The organism is Halomonas sp. ALS9 (assembly GCF_001651035.1).
Classification (GTDB): Bacteria; Pseudomonadota; Gammaproteobacteria; order Pseudomonadales; family Halomonadaceae; genus Vreelandella.
Genome location: NZ_LXRG01000210.1, coordinates 170,897 through 189,280 on the forward strand (window position 1 = coordinate 170,897; position 18,384 = coordinate 189,280).

General features: G+C 54.9%; 15 protein-coding genes. 11 read left to right on the forward strand and 4 right to left on the reverse strand.

The genetic code is table 11. The annotated features are described in order from the left end of the window. Positions 1-8: 8 nt before the first annotated feature. From A6R74_RS19935 to A6R74_RS19950, 5 genes are all read left to right on the forward strand, one after another. Positions 9-740 (forward strand): hypothetical protein, encoded by a 732-nt coding sequence (locus A6R74_RS19935; protein ID WP_064236205.1) that lies wholly within the window; start codon positions 9-11, stop codon positions 738-740. Between the two features lie 76 nt (positions 741-816). Then, positions 817-987 carry a hypothetical protein gene (locus A6R74_RS23180; protein WP_240488280.1) on the forward strand — a complete coding sequence of 57 codons (171 nt, stop codon included), beginning with the start codon at positions 817-819 and terminating at the stop codon, positions 985-987. Further along, positions 987-1,541, forward strand: coding sequence for a hypothetical protein (locus tag A6R74_RS19940; RefSeq protein ID WP_240488281.1), 555 nt, complete (start codon positions 987-989; stop codon positions 1,539-1,541). The genes A6R74_RS23180 and A6R74_RS19940 overlap by 1 nt, the downstream gene beginning before the upstream one ends. Positions 1,542-1,743: 202 nt before the next feature. Continuing rightward, the gene (locus A6R74_RS19945; RefSeq protein ID WP_064236206.1) at positions 1,744-2,367 is read left to right on the forward strand and encodes a hypothetical protein; all 624 of its coding nucleotides are present in this window, start codon (positions 1,744-1,746) and stop codon (positions 2,365-2,367) included. 628 nt (positions 2,368-2,995) lie between these two features. After that, complete coding sequence (locus A6R74_RS19950) at positions 2,996-4,201, forward strand: hypothetical protein (protein WP_240488282.1); 1,206 nt, start codon at positions 2,996-2,998, stop codon at positions 4,199-4,201. A gap of 359 nt (positions 4,202-4,560) precedes the next feature. Here the strand turns inward: A6R74_RS19950 and nirD are convergent, their stop codons facing one another. The 3 genes from nirD to A6R74_RS19965 are packed head-to-tail and all read right to left on the reverse strand — an operon-like array spanning position 4,561 to position 8,933. Then, the gene (nirD, locus tag A6R74_RS19955; RefSeq protein WP_064236208.1) at positions 4,561-5,007 is read right to left on the reverse strand and encodes a nitrite reductase small subunit NirD; all 447 of its coding nucleotides are present in this window, start codon (positions 5,005-5,007) and stop codon (positions 4,561-4,563) included. A 59-nt stretch (positions 5,008-5,066) separates the two neighbouring features. Further along, on the reverse strand, positions 5,067-7,574 hold the full coding sequence (gene nirB, locus A6R74_RS19960; protein ID WP_121499431.1) for a nitrite reductase large subunit NirB: 2,508 nt from the start codon (positions 7,572-7,574) through the stop codon (positions 5,067-5,069). A 15-nt stretch (positions 7,575-7,589) separates the two neighbouring features. Then, positions 7,590-8,933: an NAD(P)/FAD-dependent oxidoreductase gene (locus A6R74_RS19965; protein WP_064236210.1), complete on the reverse strand. Its 1,344-nt coding sequence runs from the start codon at positions 8,931-8,933 to the stop codon at positions 7,590-7,592. Between the two features lie 734 nt (positions 8,934-9,667). Between A6R74_RS19965 and A6R74_RS19970 the strand changes: the two genes are divergently transcribed. From A6R74_RS19970 to A6R74_RS19985, 4 genes are all read left to right on the forward strand, one after another. Then, positions 9,668-12,385 carry a nitrate reductase gene (locus A6R74_RS19970; protein ID WP_064236211.1) on the forward strand — a complete coding sequence of 906 codons (2,718 nt, stop codon included), beginning with the start codon at positions 9,668-9,670 and terminating at the stop codon, positions 12,383-12,385. After that, complete coding sequence (cobA, locus tag A6R74_RS19975; RefSeq protein WP_064236212.1) at positions 12,345-13,247, forward strand: uroporphyrinogen-III C-methyltransferase; 903 nt, start codon at positions 12,345-12,347, stop codon at positions 13,245-13,247. Before A6R74_RS19970 ends, cobA begins: the two co-directional genes overlap by 41 nt. Positions 13,248-13,279: 32 nt before the next feature. Continuing rightward, the gene (locus A6R74_RS19980) at positions 13,280-14,089 is read left to right on the forward strand and encodes a formate/nitrite transporter family protein (protein ID WP_064236213.1); all 810 of its coding nucleotides are present in this window, start codon (positions 13,280-13,282) and stop codon (positions 14,087-14,089) included. 69 nt (positions 14,090-14,158) lie between these two features. Further along, on the forward strand, positions 14,159-15,874 hold the full coding sequence (locus A6R74_RS19985; protein ID WP_064236214.1) for a bifunctional protein-serine/threonine kinase/phosphatase: 1,716 nt from the start codon (positions 14,159-14,161) through the stop codon (positions 15,872-15,874). A gap of 17 nt (positions 15,875-15,891) precedes the next feature. On the opposite strand, the gene A6R74_RS19990 is transcribed toward A6R74_RS19985, so the two are convergent. Beyond that, positions 15,892-17,148, reverse strand: a complete 1,257-nt coding sequence (locus A6R74_RS19990) for an MFS transporter (RefSeq protein WP_064236215.1) — start codon at positions 17,146-17,148, stop codon at positions 15,892-15,894. A gap of 93 nt (positions 17,149-17,241) precedes the next feature. On the opposite strand from A6R74_RS19990, the gene dkgB reads away from it, so the two are divergent. Continuing rightward, positions 17,242-18,060 (forward strand): 2,5-didehydrogluconate reductase DkgB, encoded by an 819-nt coding sequence (gene dkgB / locus A6R74_RS19995; protein ID WP_064236216.1) that lies wholly within the window; start codon positions 17,242-17,244, stop codon positions 18,058-18,060. A 119-nt stretch (positions 18,061-18,179) separates the two neighbouring features. Next, a complete protein-coding gene (gene arfA, locus A6R74_RS22440) occupies positions 18,180-18,329 on the forward strand; it encodes an alternative ribosome rescue factor ArfA (protein ID WP_082906763.1) in 150 nt (49 codons plus the stop codon). Positions 18,330-18,384 lie beyond the last annotated feature (55 nt).

Sequence of the window (18,384 nt, forward strand, 5' to 3'; positions counted from 1 at the left end):
ATTCATATATGTGGTTTATTCAACCCAAGCAGGACTATATTCCTGAAATACCCTGGAAGCATGCGGATGAGCCAGCGGTCATGGCATGGCAAATTAGAGCGCGTAATTACAACACCACTCCGGATAACCTTGCTTTAATTCCAATGTCACTCATTGCCTTTGGGGGGGGGTATGTAATGTCCTTACTCGTACAATCATTGTTAGGCTCATTTTTACTGGGAGGGGGGCTGTTCCTATTGCTCATGTTGATTTTCATGAGCGTAACCCATAATACCACCATTATTGTTTACCGTTTTACTGAAACGTTGGCTGAGGAGTATTCATGGAAACCACAAGAGGCTGCGGCGGCTTCTTTCCTGAAGTGGTCTGCGATTATTTTGCTGCCCATCGTGGGTGTGCTGATCTTAATGGATCCTTCTCTGGTGATTGCCGGTATTGGCCCATTGGGAATGGGCCTAATGGCATGGATGATGGGGTCGCAACAGGCGAAGCATAATAAAAGTCAACATAAAGAAATAGAATGGATGGACGCCGAGGAAATTGTAGCTTGGCGTAAGCGGAATTTAATTGGTTTACGTTTTACTGACATTCACGAAGATGGAATAGAGACTTTTTTTTATAGCACCGTTTATTGTCAGCCGCATAATTTTGACGAAAACATCCAATACCTGAGAAAGGCATTGCCAAACGTTCCGTATCACGAGCGAGAGCTTAAGGTGTTTAGTAACTATGCCTTATAGGGAGATCCGAACTGGGGTGTCAGTGCGCTTTTTTTACTTGCGTTTCCCATAACTCCAGAAGAGTAAGGATTCATATATGTGGTTTATTCAACCCAAGCAGGACTATATTCCCGAAATACCCTGGAAGCATGCCGATGAGCCAGCGGTCATGGCTTGGCAAATTAGAGCGCGTAATTACAACACCACTCCGGATAACCTTGCTTTAATTCCAATGTCACTCATTGCCTTTGGGGGGGGAGATATGTAATGTCCTTACTCGTACAATCATTGTTAGGCTCATTTTTACTGGGAGGGGGGCTGTTCCTGTTGCTCATGTTGATTTTCATGAGCGTAACCCATAATACCACCATTATTGTTTACCGCTTTACCGAAACGTTGGCTGAGGAGTATTCATGGAAACCGCAAGAGGCTGCGGCGGCTTCTTTCCTGAAATGGTCTGCGATTATTTTGCTGCCTATCGTGGGTGTGTTGATTTTAATGGATCCTTCGCTTGTGATTGCGGGGATTGGGCCATTAGGAATGGGGCTGATGGCAGGGATGATGGGGGCGCAACAGGCGAAGCAGAGTAATAGTCGGCATGAAGAGTGGACGTGGGAGAAAACCGAGCATATCAAGGTATGGCGTAAACGCAGCATTATTGCGCTGACCTACCAATGGAAGCCTTTTAGCAAAAACTCCTACTATAGGCCACGTACCCACTTTATTTTCTGCCGTGCAGATGAATTGGATGAGCGCATTCAGTTCTTCAAAGAGCATCTGCCTGGTGCGGCGTATGAAGAAGGGAAAGTTAATGTTCTATGAAAGGCTAGATTTAATGCGTGTTTAGAGCATTTTTTTTAGTACGTCGCTATAATGAAATCGGCTAATCAGAATTTAGCAATTTCTTCAGAAATAAAGCCTAAAACCAAGTTTGTCAATAAGTGAGCATTAAAAGATAAAGTTGAAAATACGTCTTTATCTTGATTTTGCTTTCAATTAAACCTTCGGGTTAAGGAGAGTGTGCGTGCTTCCATTAAGTTTTAAAACGTCTTTTGATATTGAGTTTATTCAATCGCTGTATGACCAGCTTGTGTCCCATGATGACTCTCTAAAGCTGATACTCAGGACAAAGAATGGGCGCAAGACCGATGACCCTGCCAAGGCCGGTATTGGAGAAATTCGCAATGCCAGCAACAAGCAGCTGTTTGGAATGAGCCCGAAGGAAGGAATCGTACACACGGAGTATGCGGGGCCGATTCAAGACCCCTTGTTTGCTTTTCTGAAGGAGCGGGATATTCACCAGCAGGAGGTTACGCCTGATATCGGCGTCGCCTGTCTTCTTCTTTATGTCGTTCTGGTCGCTGGCGGTGGGTTGCTGTATACCACTCACAACAATGTCGCGTTTCTCTACCCCTATGCCTTGGCCTGTGTCATCTTCGTCCTCTCTGGACTGGCATTGAGGGCTTATGCTTATAAGCCTAGCCAAGAGAAGTGGTCTATCCCCTCTATGGTACTCCTCGCGATAGGCGCTTTACCCACTGCCCCATCGAGCCTGCTGGCCATACCGATGATCAATTACTTGGGGCGTGCCAAGCTACAGAAGAGACTTAACCAGGGCGCGGAAGACGCCGAGGCCATCAATACCTAGCGCCATATGTAAAGCACCCGATGTCGCCCTACCGGTGGCAGGGGCTCAAAGCATGATTATGTTAACGCGACAAGGATGTCAGTTATGAACCAGAAGACACCGGACTTGCCTCGGCCTGATATTCTCCAGCCCCACCGGGCTCAAGATGTTGAGTCATTTCCAGGTGGCAAGGTTATTTACATGTCGCCGACACCTTTGCCCACAGGGGCGGCGCATTTGGATTTGAATCAGGCGATTGGAGAAGTTAACGACGCTTATCAGAACTTTGGCGCCCATCCGTTTTGCACTTGCGGTTCCCATACCCCCAGAAGAGTAAATACACATTAGTTATGAACTTGCCGGGGTGTTTTTAACCGATTGGGCCAAGCTGAACAAGGAGGTGGCCTAACTCAGAGATAAAGCTCATTGTATTCGTGTCAACCATACAGTCATATCTATTAAAATGGTGTTGTCTGAAACCAACAACGCCAGAGCAACTGGATGCCATAAGGTTAATATGTTTGAAATGATAATACCCCAAGATGCCCATGTTCTAATGCGCATTAATGAATGCGATAAGGGGGCTGAAAATGCTAGATTTTGCATAAGCCCGTTGCCATTGCCTACTAAAAATAAGCAAGCGCATGTTATGCCGAGTTTGGATGTTCGCTACGATAATGTCACCATGGATATTCGTGAGGGAGCAAGACCAGATGGCTTGATAGCGGCCGGGCATACGTTGACTTCTGGTTTTTTGTGGATATTTTGTTTAGGCCTATTTTTGCTTTTGATTGTTCCTATAGATGGTTTTGGATACGTAGAAACTCTCACATTATGCCTTGCCGGGCTGTATGCTCTTTTTCTTTTCGTATTTAATCCGGCAGTTTCCTTCGTAAATACCCAGCTTAAGCGAGCGACTCCCGTACGCTTTAATCGCCAACGCCGTGAAGTAGCGTTTGTTGTGGCGCCGTCTGACCGGTTCTGGCTGCCTGCTCCTGACAACCTTTGGTTTATGGGATTAGGGCCTATTGCGATGTCAATTGTCTCCGGGCCAATTGCCATTTTTAATATTAGTCAATGGTTGGTAGGAGCGGAAGAAACCTTTCCCCTTGGGCAGGTATTGTTCCATGCCATGGCTATGGCGATTCTTTTCGGTTATACCTCAGTTTACGATCATATCGCATACCTTTGTAAGCGCGAGCGCCGCACGGTATTGGTGCCCTGGGAAGATTTAGTCGCGATAGTTGGTGTGAGCTGGTCGGTGGCGCTGAAAGATGTGTCCAACTTTGGCTGGAGCCTTACGCTGTTGGTTCCAGACCCAGAGCGTCCCGGTTACTCCATGCCTGGGGCAGGAATCATATTGAGTGCCGATGGTGAGCTAGAGGCCCTGGCACAGTGGGAATATTTCCGCTGTTTTATGGAGGAGGGGCCGGATGCCATTACGCCCACAGCAAGAGGGTGGGGGCTTGAGTGGTACGATGATTACGTGGCCCACGAAAAAGCTGAATGCAAACGCACCAATAATAAGGCCCGCTGGCGTCGCTTTCGTCGCAAGCGGATGTGGGAGCATGCCCGCTTGGCGAACTGGTACACGGATTACCGCACGAAGCACGTGCTGCCCAAAGCCATTCCCAAAGACTGGTTGGCAGAGTGGTCAACACCCTTGCCGCCTTTGGAGTGGGCCAGACCCTCGCCTGCGCTCACCGAACTTAGCGCAGTTCTGTGTGCGGCCTATCGGCGTGGAGAAACGCTTATCACCATGGGCGATATCGAAAAGCGCTTTGGGGTGACAGTGCCTTCCGCTAGCCAACGGGCTTATCCTACGTTTCCGTTTAGGCGTGGTGGTTCACGATAAATGTTTAACATCCAACCTCAAAGACGCCCGGTCCCCATGCGCGCGGGCGAACAGCAATGCCTCCGTTTCACAGCCCGCTTTGGTAAGTTCGAAAGGATTGTACTAGCCGCGATATTGCCGCCTTTGAGTCACCCCAAGCGACCTACGACTGTATTAAGGCGTTTAGTGACCGATTTCCGCAAAGACTTGCCCAAGATCGATATGCCCACGCTAGTTCTCCATGGCGATTCAGATGGTATCAGTGCCCACTGATGAGTTTAATCAGGCGCTGATTACCTTTTTGGATGAACGTTTGAGAGTTTCTGCCTGCTAGCGACAACGCTGCCCTAATATCGGCGTTGTCGATTTAACAAAGCTAATCAATGTGGCTTCCCCTCCACCCACACCTCATCACCTTTAAACTCGATCTTCCAAGTGCGCAGCTTGACGCTTTCATCTTCCAAACACTGCCCATCTTCAAGGCGGAAGTGCTGCTTGTAGATAGGCGAGGCGACCACCGGTGCGCCTTTCAGGTCACCGACGATGCCGCGGGCGATGACGTTGGCGTTCGAGAAAGGATCATGGTGGTCAAGGGCGTACAGTTTATCCCCCTGTTTTTGTTGCCCCCCAGGTAAATAGAAAATAGCGACCTGAGCGGGGCCATCGGCGGTTTCGAGCCAGGCGGCGACGCCGGAGTATTCCACGAGGTCTGCCTTGGTACAGACTTTTTGCCACGCCGTGTTGTTTTCAGAAGCGTGGTTTTCAAAAGCCTCGCTGTTTGGGGAATCTGCCATATTCATGTCTTTTTTCAGTGCCGTTGCGGTCATGGGTTGCCTCGTTTTTATTCAGTGTCAGTGTCGTTGTCAGTGTCAGGGCCCAGCGTTTCTTAAGCGGGCCGTAGCTGGCCACGTTCGGAGGTCATAATGATCGACGGATCCGGGCGGTCGTCGTTGACGAAGCTGCGGAAGCGCTTTAGCTTCTCTGGGTCGCTGATCGCGTCGGCCCATTCGCATTGGTAGGTATCCACCACAGTTTGCATTTGGCGCTCAAGCTCGGCGTTGATGCCTAAGCTGTCTTCCAGAATCACCTCTTTGAGGTACTCCAGGCCGCCTTCAAGGTTTTCCCGCCATACCGAGGTGCGCTGGAGCCGGTCGGCGGTGCGCACGTAAAACATCAGGAAGCGGTCAATGGTGCGGTAGAGCTGCTCGTCGTCGAGATCGGTGGCGAACAGTTCGGCGTGGCGTGGGCGCATGCCGCCGTTACCGCAAACGTAGAGGTTCCAGCCGTTTTCGGTGGCGATAATGCCGATATCTTTGCTCTGGGCCTCGGCGCACTCCCGGGTACAGCCGGAAACGCCGAACTTGATTTTGTGCGGTGAGCGTAGGCCCTTGTAGCGGTTCTCTAACCAGATCGCCATGCCGACGCTGTCCTGCACGCCGTAGCGGCACCAGGTGCTGCCCACGCAGGATTTTACCGTGCGCAGCGATTTACCGTAGGCGTGGCCGGTCTCGAAACCAGCAGCAATCAGCTCGCTCCAGATATCCGGCAGGTCTTCCAGGCGGGCGCCGAACAGGTCGATGCGCTGGCCGCCGGTGACTTTGGAGTAGAGGCTGTATTTTTTGGCCACTTCGCCCAGCACGATCAGCTTGTCTGGGGTGATCTCACCACCGGCCACACGCGGCACTACCGAGTAGGTGCCGTTTTTCTGCATGTTGGCCATAAAGGTGTCATTGGTGTCCTGCAAGGGAATATGCGCCGCGTCGGTGATCGGCTCGTTAAAGCAGGAGGCCAGAATGGACGCCACGGCGGGTTTGCAGATATCGCAGCCCAGGCAATGGGTGTCCTGGTTACCATGTTTTGCGATCAATTCACTAAAGGTCTTGATGCCTTCCACGCGGACAATGTCGTAAAGCTCCTGGCGGGTATGGGCAAAGTGCTCGCAAATCGATTTGTCGACTTCGACGCCGCGGGCTTCCAGCTCATGGTCGACCACGCTTTTGAGTAGCGCCGTACAGCCACCGCAGCCGGTACTGGCTTTGGTATCGCCTTTCACCCCGCCTAAATCGATCGCACCCGCATCAATGGAGGCGCAAATATCGCCCTTGGAGACGTTATGGCAGGAGCAGATGGTGGCGGTTTCTGGTAGCGCCCCAGGGCCGAGGGTGGGCGCTGCGCCGCTGCTTTGGGGCAGTATCAGCGAGGCGGGCTCATCGGGCAGCTCAATGCCGTTGGAGTAGTACTGCAAGAGGGTATCGTAAACGCCGTTATTGCCCACCAGCATGGCGCCGAGCAGCTTTTTACCGTCGCTGGAGACTACCAGCTTGCGGTACTCCTGCTTGATGGGATCCAGGTAGCGGAACATCCGCGCGCCGGGGTTCTGGTTGCCATGGGCGTCCCCGATTGAGCCCACATCCACGCCGAGCAGCTTGAGTTTGGTGCTCATGTCGGCGCCGCCAAACTGGGTATCGCCCTCGGTCAAGGTTGAAAGGGCGGTTTTGGCCATTTGGTAGCCGGGGGCCACCAGGCCGAAAATACTCTGGTTCCACAGCGCCACTTCACCAATCGCCAGGATGGCCGGGTCGCTGGTCAGGCATTGGTTATCCACCACCACGCCGCCGCGTTCGCCTATCTCCAGGCCGCAGTCGCGGGCTAACTGGTCACGGGGGCGGATGCCCGCGGAGAACACAATTAGGTCGGTTTCCAGCACCTTGTCGTCTTGGAAGACCATGCGGTGGCGGCTGGCTTCGCCATCCTCAATGCGCTGGGTGGCCCGCTCCAGGAGGACTTGTACGCCCAGCTCTTCGATTTTTTCGCGCAGTAGCTCGCCGCCTTCGCTATCCACCTGCATAGGCATCAGGCGTGAGGCGAATTCCACCACCGCCGTATCCAGATTCAAACCGCGCAGGGCGTTAGCCGCCTCCAAGCCGAGCAGGCCGCCACCCACCACCACGCCGGTAGTGGCATTTTCGGCAGCCGCTCGGATGGCGTCTAAATCGTCTAGGGTGCGGTACACCAGGCAGCCATCGCGGTCGTTTCCGGGAATCGGCGGCACAAAGGGGAAAGAGCCGGTGGCCAATACCACGCGATCGTAGGGGTAACGGCCCTGGTCGGTGACCACTTCTTGCTGGTCGCGGTCGATTTCAATCACGGCTTCGCCGGTGCGCAGTTCCACACCGCTAACGGCGTAGTAATCTGCCTCGCAAAGCGCTAACGAGTCCGCATCGCGTCCGCTGAAGTATTCGGATAAGTGCACCCGGTCATAGGCGCGGTGGCGCTCTTCGCCAAACACGGTGACTTGATAACGCTCAAGGCCGCCGTTATCGATCAGCTGCTCGACCAAGTGGTGGCCGACCATGCCGTTACCAATAATAATAAGCTGCTGTTGTGAAGCCATCGTTTGGGTAGACATCTAAGCCGCCTCCGACGTTGTATGAGAAGAGTGTTTTGAAGAAGAGCATTTAGAAGAGTGTTCAGACGAATCAGGGGTATGTTGAGATGCCGCATCGCGTAGCACGTCGACATCTGCTGCACCAAACAAGAGGGCTTGGCGGTAAACGTTAAGATCGCTACCCGCAAGCGCCTGCTCGAAGTACCAGGGCCCCTGGCTGGTGTCGCCGTAGAGTACCGCGCCTTCAATCTGGCCATCGCGTAGCAGCAGGCGGCGGTAGTCGCCACGCTCAAGATCGTGGTAATTCAATACGTCATGCTCGGCGCTGGCCTCGGTGGGGCCAAAGGCATAGAGCGCTACGCCGCTGATTTTAAGTTTGGTGGCGCTGGGGGCATCCGCGTAGCCTTCGGTAGCCGTGCCGCACAGCGTTGCGGCAAGCACCTCTACCTGGCGCCAGATCGGTTCCACCAGGCCGTAGGTAGTGCCCTCAAACTGGCAGCACTCGCCAAGGGCGGAGATTGCCGGGTCAGAGGTGGTTAGAAACTCATCTACAACAATGGCGCGCTCGGTGGTCAGGCCCGCTTGGCGACCCAGCTCTGCATTCGGGGTAATGCCCGCGGCAACGATCACGCTGGAGGCGTCCAACTGGCGGCCATCGGCAAGATGCAGCTTGGCGACACGACCCCGTTTATCTCCCTCCAGTCGCGCTAACTGTGCACCGGTGATGATATTCAAGCCGTGTTGAGTGAGGGTGTCTTTGAGCAGGTGCGCGGCGGTCGCATCCAACTGGCGGTTCATTAGCCGCTCGCTGCGCTGGAGCACGCTAACGTTGATATCATTGCCGCGCTTACGCAGCCCTTCAGCGGCTTCAAGACCCAGCAAGCCGCCACCAATCACCACCACATCACCGCCCTGTTGAGCGATATCAGTAAGTGCATCAGCGTCTTGTAGGTCGCGAAAGCCGTGTACGCCCTCAAGCTCAATGCCGGGAACGTCGGGCAGCGCTGGGCGCGAGCCGGTGGCGATGACCAGATGATCGTAATCAAACGATTGGCCGCTATCAGTAATCAATGTTTGGCGTGCGCGATCAATCGTCTCGACCTTCTCACCCAGTATCAGGGTGACGCCTTGATCTGCGTACCACGCAGTATCACGCAGGGTAAGCGCATCTTGCTGCATCTCACCGGCCAGCAGTGGCGAAAGCAGGATACGGTTATAGGCAGGGGTTGGCTCGGCGCCAACCACCGTGATGCGCTGGGGGCGTGTGGGCTGTTTGACCAGCGCCTCGATGAGTCGGTGGCTTGCCATACCATTGCCAATAATCACTAGATGGTCGTGGGGTGGGCACCGGGAAGTGGTTTCCATGGGTGGCTCCTCTTGTCGTTGCGGCTGCTTGAGCACCAAACAAAAAAACGCCCCTGTCGCGCCCTCTGTTCTGCAATTTGCAGAAGGAGAGCACAGCAGGGGCGTCGTTGCCCGATAGCGCTATTTAAAAGCGTATGTTTTAAACCTGCGACAACCGCCATTGGCTGTCAGCTGATTAAAAACCTTACCCAGTAACAAGCAAGGAGCTAGCCAACTGGCCGTCTGGAATATTTTTTTAAATAACTTCAGATGTTTAGATGTAGATGGTGGATAAGCACTGGCACGGCTCTTCGCATAGGCTGCACAGTGATGGTGCGAAAAGGGTGGTGGCGTGCACTCTCGCACACCATTTAGCGTGTGAAAGGTATTAAAACAAGTGCCAAAAAGCGTGCTGCGTCGTCATCTCCTTATTTTTAAGTGACTGTTTATAAAAAATAAGTTTTCAATAAGACATTCTTAGGCTTGGCTTTTGCAGCTTCTAGGCAACAAGTTAGTTAACAAGGGATAAGCGCTCATTGCTAGGCGATGGCAGCGAACAATTCCAAAGCCGTTCGAAAAATAACTAGCCGTTAGAAAATGTGTAGCTGAAATTAAAGTAAATTTTGCACCGACGAAGGTGCGCTGCGGCAACGACGTCCAGCCCTCTTCTCTTAATGCGTTTATATAGCGCCTTAGAGAAAGGGACTGGGCGTTTTTTTTATGCGTGGCGTTAATTAGCAACCCGAGGAGTAGCTATGACTCAGGCCAAAACGACTTGCCCCTATTGCGGCGTTGGCTGTGGCGTGACGGCGACCGTTGAAGCGGGCACGCTAAGCGCTGTCGAGGGCGACCGCGAGCATCCGGCCAACTTCGGGCGGCTGTGTGTCAAAGGTTCTGCGCTACATGAAACCTTGGGCGAGCAGGGCCGCCTGACACATCCTCGGGTGGATGGTGTTGAGGTCTCCTGGGGCACTGCATTGAGCGCCACCGCTGATCGTTTGAATGACCTGCGGGCCGAGCACGGTAATCACTGCGTGGCAGCCTATCTCTCCGGCCAGTTGCTCACCGAAGACTACTACGTGGCCAATAAGTTGTTTAAAGGCTTTTTGGGCACACCTCATTTAGACACCAATTCGCGACTGTGCATGGCCTCGGCGGTGGTTGGCTACAAGCGCGCCTTCGGTGCCGATGCAGTGCCCTGTAACTACGAGGATTTGGAAGAGGCTGAGCTGGTCGTGCTGGTGGGATCCAACCTGGCTTGGAATCACCCAGTGCTCTACCAGCGCATTAAAGTCGCCAAAGAGCGCAATCCGCTGATGCGCTTGGTGGTGATCGACCCGCGGGTGACCGACAGCTGCGAAATTGCTGACCTTTACCTGGGCATAAAACCAGGCACAGATGCCTATCTGTTTAACGGCCTACTAACGTGGATGGCAAAGCGCCGCAAGCTCGATACTCTCTACCTTGAGCGCCACACCGAAGGCTTTGACGAGGCCCTGGAAGCCGCGCAGCAAACGACTGGCTCGGTGGCCGAGGTAGCGGCGGCCTGTGATGTTGACCCTGAGCGGCTGGAAACCTTCTATTACTGGTTCGCCAGCCAGCTGCATGTGGTCACGCTCTACTCCCAGGGCGTTAATCAATCCGCCAGCGGTACCGATAAGTGCAACGCGATTATTAACTGCCATCTGGCCGGCGGCAAAATCGGACTGCCGGGGGCTGGGCCGTTCTCAATTACCGGCCAGCCCAATGCCATGGGCGGCCGTGAAGTGGGCGGGTTGGCTAATCAGTTAGCTGCGCATATGGATTACCACACCCCAGGCGCTCTGGATCTGGTCAGCCGCTTCTGGGCTACCGACAGCCTGACGCCAAGTCTGCCGGAAGAACCGGGTTACAAAGCCGTGGAGCTGTTTGAAGCCATTGAGCGCGGTGAGATAAAAGCGCTGTGGGTGATGGCGACTAACCCCGCCATCAGCCTGCCCGATGCCGCGCGGGTGCGTGCTGCGTTGGAGAAGTGCCCGCTGGTGATCGTTTCCGAGTGCGCGGCCCATACCGACCTGTTGCCCTACGCCGATATCGTGTTGCCCGCCTCGGGTTGGTCAGAAAAAGATGGCACCGTGACTAACTCCGAGCGGCGCATCTCCCGTCAGCGGGGCATGCTGCCGCCCCCAGGCGAGGCTCGCCACGACTGGTGGATAATGTGCGAAGTGGCGAAACGATTGGGCTTTTCCGAGGCGTTTGACTACACCCACCCCTGGGAGATTTTCGACGAGCACGCCCGGCTCTCGGGGTTTGAAAATAACGGTTCGACTGACAGCCCAAAACGGCTGTTTGATATTTCGGGTTTGGTGGGTCTGGGCCGGGATGGCTATGACGCCTTGGCACCCATCCAATGGCCGGTCACAAAGGCCGCTCCCCATGGCACGGCACGGCTGTTTGAGGATGGCGAATTTGCCACCGCCAATGGTCGCGCCAAGCTGCTAGCGATCCATCCCCAAGGGCCTGAAAAGAGCCTTTGTGCCGCCTATCCGCTGCGTCTTAATACCGGCCGGATTCGTGATCAGTGGCACACCATGACCCGCACCGCGCGCTCACCGCGGTTAATGAATCACCGCGCCGAACCCTTTATGGACGTGCACCCGGACGATGCCCATAGCGCCGGTGTCACCGATCAGGGGTTGGCGGTGCTAACCGCCGCGAAGGGCGAATTTCGCGCTCGGGTGCGGGTATCCAATGCCCAGCGCCGCGGTGAGATCTTTGTACCCATCCACTGGACTGACTGCTTCACCCAGCAGGCGAGAAGCAGCTCGCTGATCGACAGCATTATCGATCCGCTCTCTGGGCAACCGGAATCGAAGCACGGCGCCGTGGCGCTGGCGCCTCTTGCGACCGATTGGCAGGCCACCCTGCTGGTCGCGGAGGGAGTAACGGAATCAACGCCGTGGTGCACCAGTGCCTACTGGACACGTATTCCCATGCGCGGCTGCCAGCGTTGGCAGCTTGCCCATACGCAGTCGGTTAATGACTGGTTGGCGCAGCTTAAAACATGGCTGCCCGGCGATGTATCGGTCGTCAGCCAAGACCCGACTAACGGACGGCTGCGCGCCGCCTGCGTGAAAAACGATCAACTGCGTTGGTGGCTGATGGTTGGCCCACCCAAAGAGTTGCCAGGGTTAGCGTGGCTGGAAGCACGATTTAACGACTTGGTGCTAAGCGATAGCCACCGCCGCCGCCTATTGGCGGGCTGCGACGACGGCGCTGCGGATACCGGCCCGGTGGTATGCAGTTGCCACCAAGTGGGCCAAACCACCATCGTCAATGCCATCCGCGAGGGTGACACCAGCGTAGAAGCGTTGGGCGCAAGGCTCGCCTGCGGCACCCAGTGCGGTAGCTGTATTCCCGAATTGAAATCACTGATTGAAGAGGAGCGGCCCAATGCCCGCACTAAGCAACCCCTTGCTACAGAAGTGGTTTAACGCCTTTATGCGCTTGTCGCACCGTGCCCGCCTACCATCGGCTCGCCATGCTGACGAGTTACGTGTGCCGCTGCGGGGGGGGCTGGATAAGTGCCGCGCCGGGCAGGTCTATTTAGTTGGCGCAGGCAGCGGTTATGCCGAGCTGCTAACCCTCAAGGCCGCACGCCTACTGATGCAGGCGGACGCCGTGGTGTATGACCGCTTGGTAGGTGATGACGTGCTGGCGCTGATTCCTAGCAGCAGCGAGCGCTACTACGTGGGCAAAGCCCGCGGTCATCACAGCGTACCCCAAGCTGAGATCGGCGAGCTGATGGTAAAGCTCGCCCGCGAAGGCAAATCGGTGGTGCGTCTGAAGGGCGGTGACCCGGCAGTATTTGCACGGATGGGCGAAGAGCTGGATGCTCTGGCCGCCGCCCAGGTGCCTGCTGCCATCGTACCGGGGATTACCGCCGCCTCTGCTGCGGCCGCCTGCATGGGCATTCCGCTCACCGATCGCGGCCATGCCCAGCAGCTGCGCTTTGTGACTGCCCAACTATGTCGTGAAGACGGCACGCCGGATTGGGGGTCGCTGGCACGCAAGGATGAAACCCTGGTGTTTTATATGGGGCTTTCCAAGGTCGACGCAATTTGCCACGGGCTGCGCCTGGCAGGCCTGCCGGATGAGTGGCCGATCATGCTGGTGGCCAACGCCAGTCAGCCCGAGCAGCAGTCGCTGGTGGGCACGCTTGCGGACATGCCCGAGCAGCTTGCCGCCTCCCCCTTGCCATCACCCTGCTTGATTGTGGTGGGCAGCGTTGTTCAGCGAGTCGCCACCACGCCTGCTGTAAAAATCACTGATGTTTGCGCTGCACCTCTCATCTGACCCTGAAACTCACAACAAAGGAAACGCACTCTATGTCCTATTTATTGCCTGCCGAATTTGCCACCAAGATGGTCGATGCCGGTGAAGCAAAGCTGCATATGTCTACTCGCGATGCGCTGATTCGTGCTTTTATGGCGGGAGCCATTTTGGCCATCGCGGCAGTGTTTGCGGTGACCGTGGCAGTGCAAACCGGCTACCCGATTATCGGCGCTATTCTATTTCCCGTGGGGTTCTCAATTCTTTACCTGATGGGGTTTGATCTGTTGACCGGGGTGTTTGTGTTAACCCCGCTGGCGTGGCTGGATAAGCGGCCTGGCGTGACGATTAACCGTATTCTCAAGCACTGGGGCATTGTGTTTGTGGGTAATTTTGGTGGGGCATTAACGGTCGCTTTTCTGATGGCGATTGTGTTTACCTACGGCTTTAGCACCGAACCTAGCGAAGTCGGGCGGGTGATCGGTGAAGTGGGGGAAGGGCGCACCGTGGGGTATAAAGAGTACGGTGCTGGCGGCATGGCGACGATTTTTATCCGCGGTGTATTGTGTAACTGGATGGTCTCGCTGGGCGTGGTGGGGGCGATGATTTCAACCACGGTGAGCGGCAAGGTAATTGCAATGTGGATGCCGATTATGCTGTTCTTCGGCATGGGCTTTGAGCACTCGGTGGTCAACATGTTCCTGTTCCCCTCCGGGCTGATGATGGGCGGTAATTTCTCGATTATGGATTACCTGATCTGGAACGAAATACCGGTAGTGTTGGGTAACTTAATTGGTGGTTTGGCATTAACCGGCCTGACGCTCTACACCACCCACGTACGTACCGCGCCGCAAAAAGCCCTCTGATTTGATAGGCAGTAGTTTGTCGTTAACCAAGCCTTCGCTCCGGCGGAGGCTTTTTTTAGGGGAAGCATAATGGCAGCGCTGACCATTTCGCTCGGCCAGCACTCTGATAAAGGGCGCAAGCCAAGCAATCAGGATTTTTATGGCGCTTACCTGCCCAGCGAACCCTTGCGCGCCACCAAGGGCATTGCGATCGCGTTAGCCGATGGAATTAGCAGCAGCGAAGTGAGCCGCGAGGCCAGTGAAGCAGCGGTGGGCGGCTTCTTGACGGACTACTACGCTACCCCAGCAACGTGGGCGGTTAAAACCTCCGCCCAGCGGGTGCTGCAGGCCACCAATGCATGGCTATACGCCCAAACTCGACAGAGCCAATACCGCTACAATCTTGACCGTGGCTATGTGTGCACCTTGAGCGCGATGGTGATTAAATCCACTACCGCGCACCTGTTTCATGTGGGCGATAGCCGTATCTATCAGCTTTCCGGTAATACGCTGGAGCCGTTGACCGAGGATCACCGCTTCTGGGCCTCGCGGGAGGTCAGTCATTTAAGCCGTGCCATGGGAGCTGGTCAGCACCTGGAGTTGGATTACCGCGCGGTATCGTTAAATGCAGGTGATGTGTTTCTACTCGCCACCGATGGCGTTTATGAGTGGCTGACTGACGCCGAAATGGCTGCGCTGATTTATGCCCACTGGGGGGATCTGGACGCGGCAGCTGAGGCACTGATCGCCGCCGCCCTCGACAATGGCAGCGATGACAACCTCACCGCACAGATTGTGCGCATTGATAGCCTGCCAGAGCGCCATTCCAATGAGCTTTACGCGGCGCTTGGCGCGTTACCGCAGCCGCCTGAGTTGCGCGAGGGGAGCGAGCTGGATGGCTATCGCATTGTGCGTCAACTGCATGCCAGCAGCCGTAGCCATGTGTTTCTGGCAGAAGAAGTAGAGAGCGGTGAGAAAGTAGCGCTGAAAACGCTTTCGACCGAGTTAAGCCAAGACCCGGTAAGCATTGAGCGGTTTGTGCGTGAGGAGTGGATTGCCCGGCGCATTGATAATGTGCACGTGCTAAAAGCGCCCGTGCAACAGCGGCCACGCCACTACCTGTACACCGTGCTGGCGTATATCGAAGGGCAAACCCTGACCCAGTGGATGCGCGACCATCCTGACGCTGATTTAGCCAGCGTACGTCCGATTGTCGAGCAGATCGCCAAAGGGCTGCGCGCCTTTCATCGGCTGGAAATGCTGCACCAGGATTTGCGCCCCGACAACGTTATGATTGATGGCCACGGCACGGTGAAGCTGATTGATTTTGGTGCTGCCAAGGTGGCGGGGATCGCCGAAGAGGGCAGTGCGGCTAGCGACGATATTCTAGGCACCGCCCAGTATACTGCGCCGGAGTATTTTCTCGGGGAAGGCGGCACGCCCCGTTCGGATCAATACTCCCTGGCGGTGATTACCTATCAAATGCTAACCGGCACGCTACCCTACGGCACTGAGGTGGCCAAGACCCGCACCCGGGCAGCGCAGCATAAGCTTGCCTATCAGTCAGCGCTTAGTGAAAACCGCGAACTGCCCGCCTGGGTGGATGAGGTGCTCAAAAAGGCGCTGCATCCCAGCCCCCATAAACGTTTCCCGGCGCTTTCGGAGCTTATCTTCGAGCTACGCTCACCAAGCTCAGACATGCTGAAGCGCGCACAGTTACCGCTGATGGAGCGAGACCCTGTGCTGTTCTGGAAGGGCGTGTCGCTATTGTTGGCTATTGTGGTGTTTGCCCTGTTAGTGCGTTAAGAAGGGGGGCAATGTTATCAGCGGGCATCGTCAAAACGGTCAACCCGGCGCAAAGTTGGGAACAGCTTCATCCAGGCACCGACCACCGCCAAAGTGCCCACGCCGCCAATGATAGCTGCGGGCACTACGCCAAACCCTGCCGCCATACTGCCCGCACGGAACTCGCCAAGCTCATTGCTGGAACCGATAAACAGCATGTTGACCGCATTCACGCGGCCGCGCATCTCATCCGGGGTGGCAAGCTGAATCAGCGTCATGCGCACATAGACGCTAATCATATCGGCGGCACCCGCCACCAACATGGCTATCAGGGAAAGCCAAAAAATCGTTGAAAAAGCGAACACTAAATTGGCAACGCCGAAAACGGCTACTGCCATAAACATGACCAAACCAGCACGGCGCTTAATACCACGAATGCCTAAGTAGAGCCCCATGAGGAGGGCGCCCACGGCAATAGCGCTACGCAGCGCGCCTAACCCTTCAGGCCCAACGTGAAGCACTTCCTGTGCGTAGATAGGTAGCAGCGCTACGACGCCGCCTAATAGCACTGCGAACAGATCCAACGAAATGGCGCCCAAAATAATCGGCTGATAGCGGATATAACGAATGCCCGCGGTAAAGCGCTTTATGGCAGTGCTTTCCAGTATTTTGGCGGTTTCAGCGTAGCGAATAGGCACCGGGAGCAGCAGCACGAGTGCCGCAATAAAACAGCCCAAGCACACGCTGTATGCGAGGCTGCCACCGCCTAACCCATAAAGAATGCCGCCCAATAATGGGCCGGCAATCACGGCAATTTTCATGATAGAGCTATTCAAGGCAATCGCTGAGGCCAGCTGCGCTCGTGGCACAATATTGGGCAGCAGGCTTTGTAAGGCAGGGCCGGTAAAGGCGCGTGCAGCACCAAACAGCGCCAGAACTGCGTAATAGCCGCCCACATTATGACTTTCATTCAGCGAAAGGGTCAGCAGCAGGGTGCTGCATAGCCCTTGCACCATCCAGCTAAGCTGCAAAATACGTTTGCGCGAGAAGCGATCAACGAAATCCCCTGCAGGTAGCAGCAATAACACCATGGGCAGGAACTGCGCCAACCCCACATAGGCCAACGCCATCGGGTCGCGGGTTATATCGTAAACCTGCCAAGCCACTACGATGGCCTGAATTTGCATAGCAAATACCGCGGCTAGCCGCGACAGCAAAAAACTTAAAAAGCCCGGTTGGCGGTGAAGCGGAAGTAAAGCGTCTGTTGCGTTGATTGGCGAGGCGTTAGAGGTCATGGCGTCTTCATGGTAAGCAAAGTTTCAATAGCAAAGGGTTGAAGTAGCGTAGTTGCCACCCCATGTTAGTTAACACGCTATCAATAGAAAAGGATGTTAATGATGCAACATGTAATGCCTAATCCCGGTTTTGGTACTTTTCGCCTGGAAGGCGATACGCTCAAGCAGAGTATTCACGCGGCGCTTGAGGCCGGGTACCGCCACATCGACACGGCGCAGTTTTACGGCAACGAAGCTGGCGTAGGCGAAGCGATTCGCGACAGCAGCGTGCCACGCAGCGATATTTTTCTAACCACCAAGGTGTGGTTCGATAAGCTGGAGCCCGCAACGCTGGAAGCCAGCGTGGATGAAAGCCTAAAGAAATTAGGCACCGATTACGTTGATCTGTTGTTGATCCATTGGCCGTCCCCAGAGGATGAAGTGCCGATGGTCGATTATTTGACGGCGCTTAAAAAGGTGAAAGCCGAGGGTAAGACGCGCAATATTGGTATTTCCAACTTTACCTGTGCGCAGGTAGACGAAGCAGTCAGTATTCTGGGCAAAGGTGAAATTCTCACCAACCAGATCGAGGTTCATCCTTTCTTACAGAACCGTAAACTGGTTGATCACTGCGAGCAGCATGGTATTCAGATTACTGCCTTTATGCCTCTGGCTGTGGGCAAGGTAATGGACGACCCGACCCTTAAGCAGATCGCTGAGGCGCATAGCGTCACCCCCGCACAAATTGCCCTTGCTTGGGTGAAACAGCGCAGTATGATTACGATCCCTTCATCGACCAAAGCGCGTAATATTCAAAGCAACATCGCCGCCTTTGATTTAGTGCTAAGCGACAGCGAAATGGCGGAAATTGCTACGCTTGATCGTAAAGAGCGTATTGCCAACCCCGACTTTGCACCAGCTTGGGATGAGTAAACAGTGTGCTTAACCAGAATTTTGAACACTCATTTGAACACAAGAGGTGAACGCTAAACGTTAGCGTCTGTCATAGCGGTGCCTGCTTTTTGCAGGCACCTAATCAATGGAGAAAGTGAATGAAACAGCGCAGGATTAAAGACAACGCATTAAAAGCGCAGCTACGAACACCAATGTTTAAAATGCAGCAGCAAACGCCGAAAAAAGGCAAAGGCAGCTACTCCCGTAAAGGACGCAACTCACTGGGAGGGCATCGCCAAGCCGCTTAACCCGGCGTTTTGGCGATGCCTTCCCCAGGCATCTCTGCGCAGTATCCCCCATGCT

Bases quoted from the DNA above. Each gene is read 5' to 3' on its own strand.
- A6R74_RS19935 (WP_064236205.1), top strand. From the start codon at position 9: ATGTGGTTTATTCAACCCAAGCAGGACTATATTCCTGAAATACCCTGG.
- A6R74_RS23180 (WP_240488280.1), top strand. From the start codon at position 817: ATGTGGTTTATTCAACCCAAGCAGGACTATATTCCCGAAATACCCTGG.
- A6R74_RS19940 (WP_240488281.1), top strand. From the start codon at position 987: ATGTCCTTACTCGTACAATCATTGTTAGGCTCATTTTTACTGGGAGGG.
- A6R74_RS19950 (WP_240488282.1), top strand. From the start codon at position 2,996: ATGCCGAGTTTGGATGTTCGCTACGATAATGTCACCATGGATATTCGT.
- nirD (WP_064236208.1), bottom strand. From the start codon at position 5,007: ATGACCGCAACGGCACTGAAAAAAGACATGAATATGGCAGATTCCCCA.
- nirB (WP_121499431.1), bottom strand. From the start codon at position 7,574: ATGGCTTCACAACAGCAGCTTATTATTATTGGTAACGGCATGGTCGGC.
- A6R74_RS19965 (WP_064236210.1), bottom strand. From the start codon at position 8,933: ATGGAAACCACTTCCCGGTGCCCACCCCACGACCATCTAGTGATTATT.
- A6R74_RS19970 (WP_064236211.1), top strand. From the start codon at position 9,668: ATGACTCAGGCCAAAACGACTTGCCCCTATTGCGGCGTTGGCTGTGGC.
- cobA (WP_064236212.1), top strand. From the start codon at position 12,345: ATGCCCGCACTAAGCAACCCCTTGCTACAGAAGTGGTTTAACGCCTTT.
- A6R74_RS19980 (WP_064236213.1), top strand. From the start codon at position 13,280: ATGTCCTATTTATTGCCTGCCGAATTTGCCACCAAGATGGTCGATGCC.
- A6R74_RS19985 (WP_064236214.1), top strand. From the start codon at position 14,159: ATGGCAGCGCTGACCATTTCGCTCGGCCAGCACTCTGATAAAGGGCGC.
- A6R74_RS19990 (WP_064236215.1), bottom strand. From the start codon at position 17,148: ATGACCTCTAACGCCTCGCCAATCAACGCAACAGACGCTTTACTTCCG.
- dkgB (WP_064236216.1), top strand. From the start codon at position 17,242: ATGTTAATGATGCAACATGTAATGCCTAATCCCGGTTTTGGTACTTTT.
- arfA (WP_082906763.1), top strand. From the start codon at position 18,180: ATGAAACAGCGCAGGATTAAAGACAACGCATTAAAAGCGCAGCTACGA.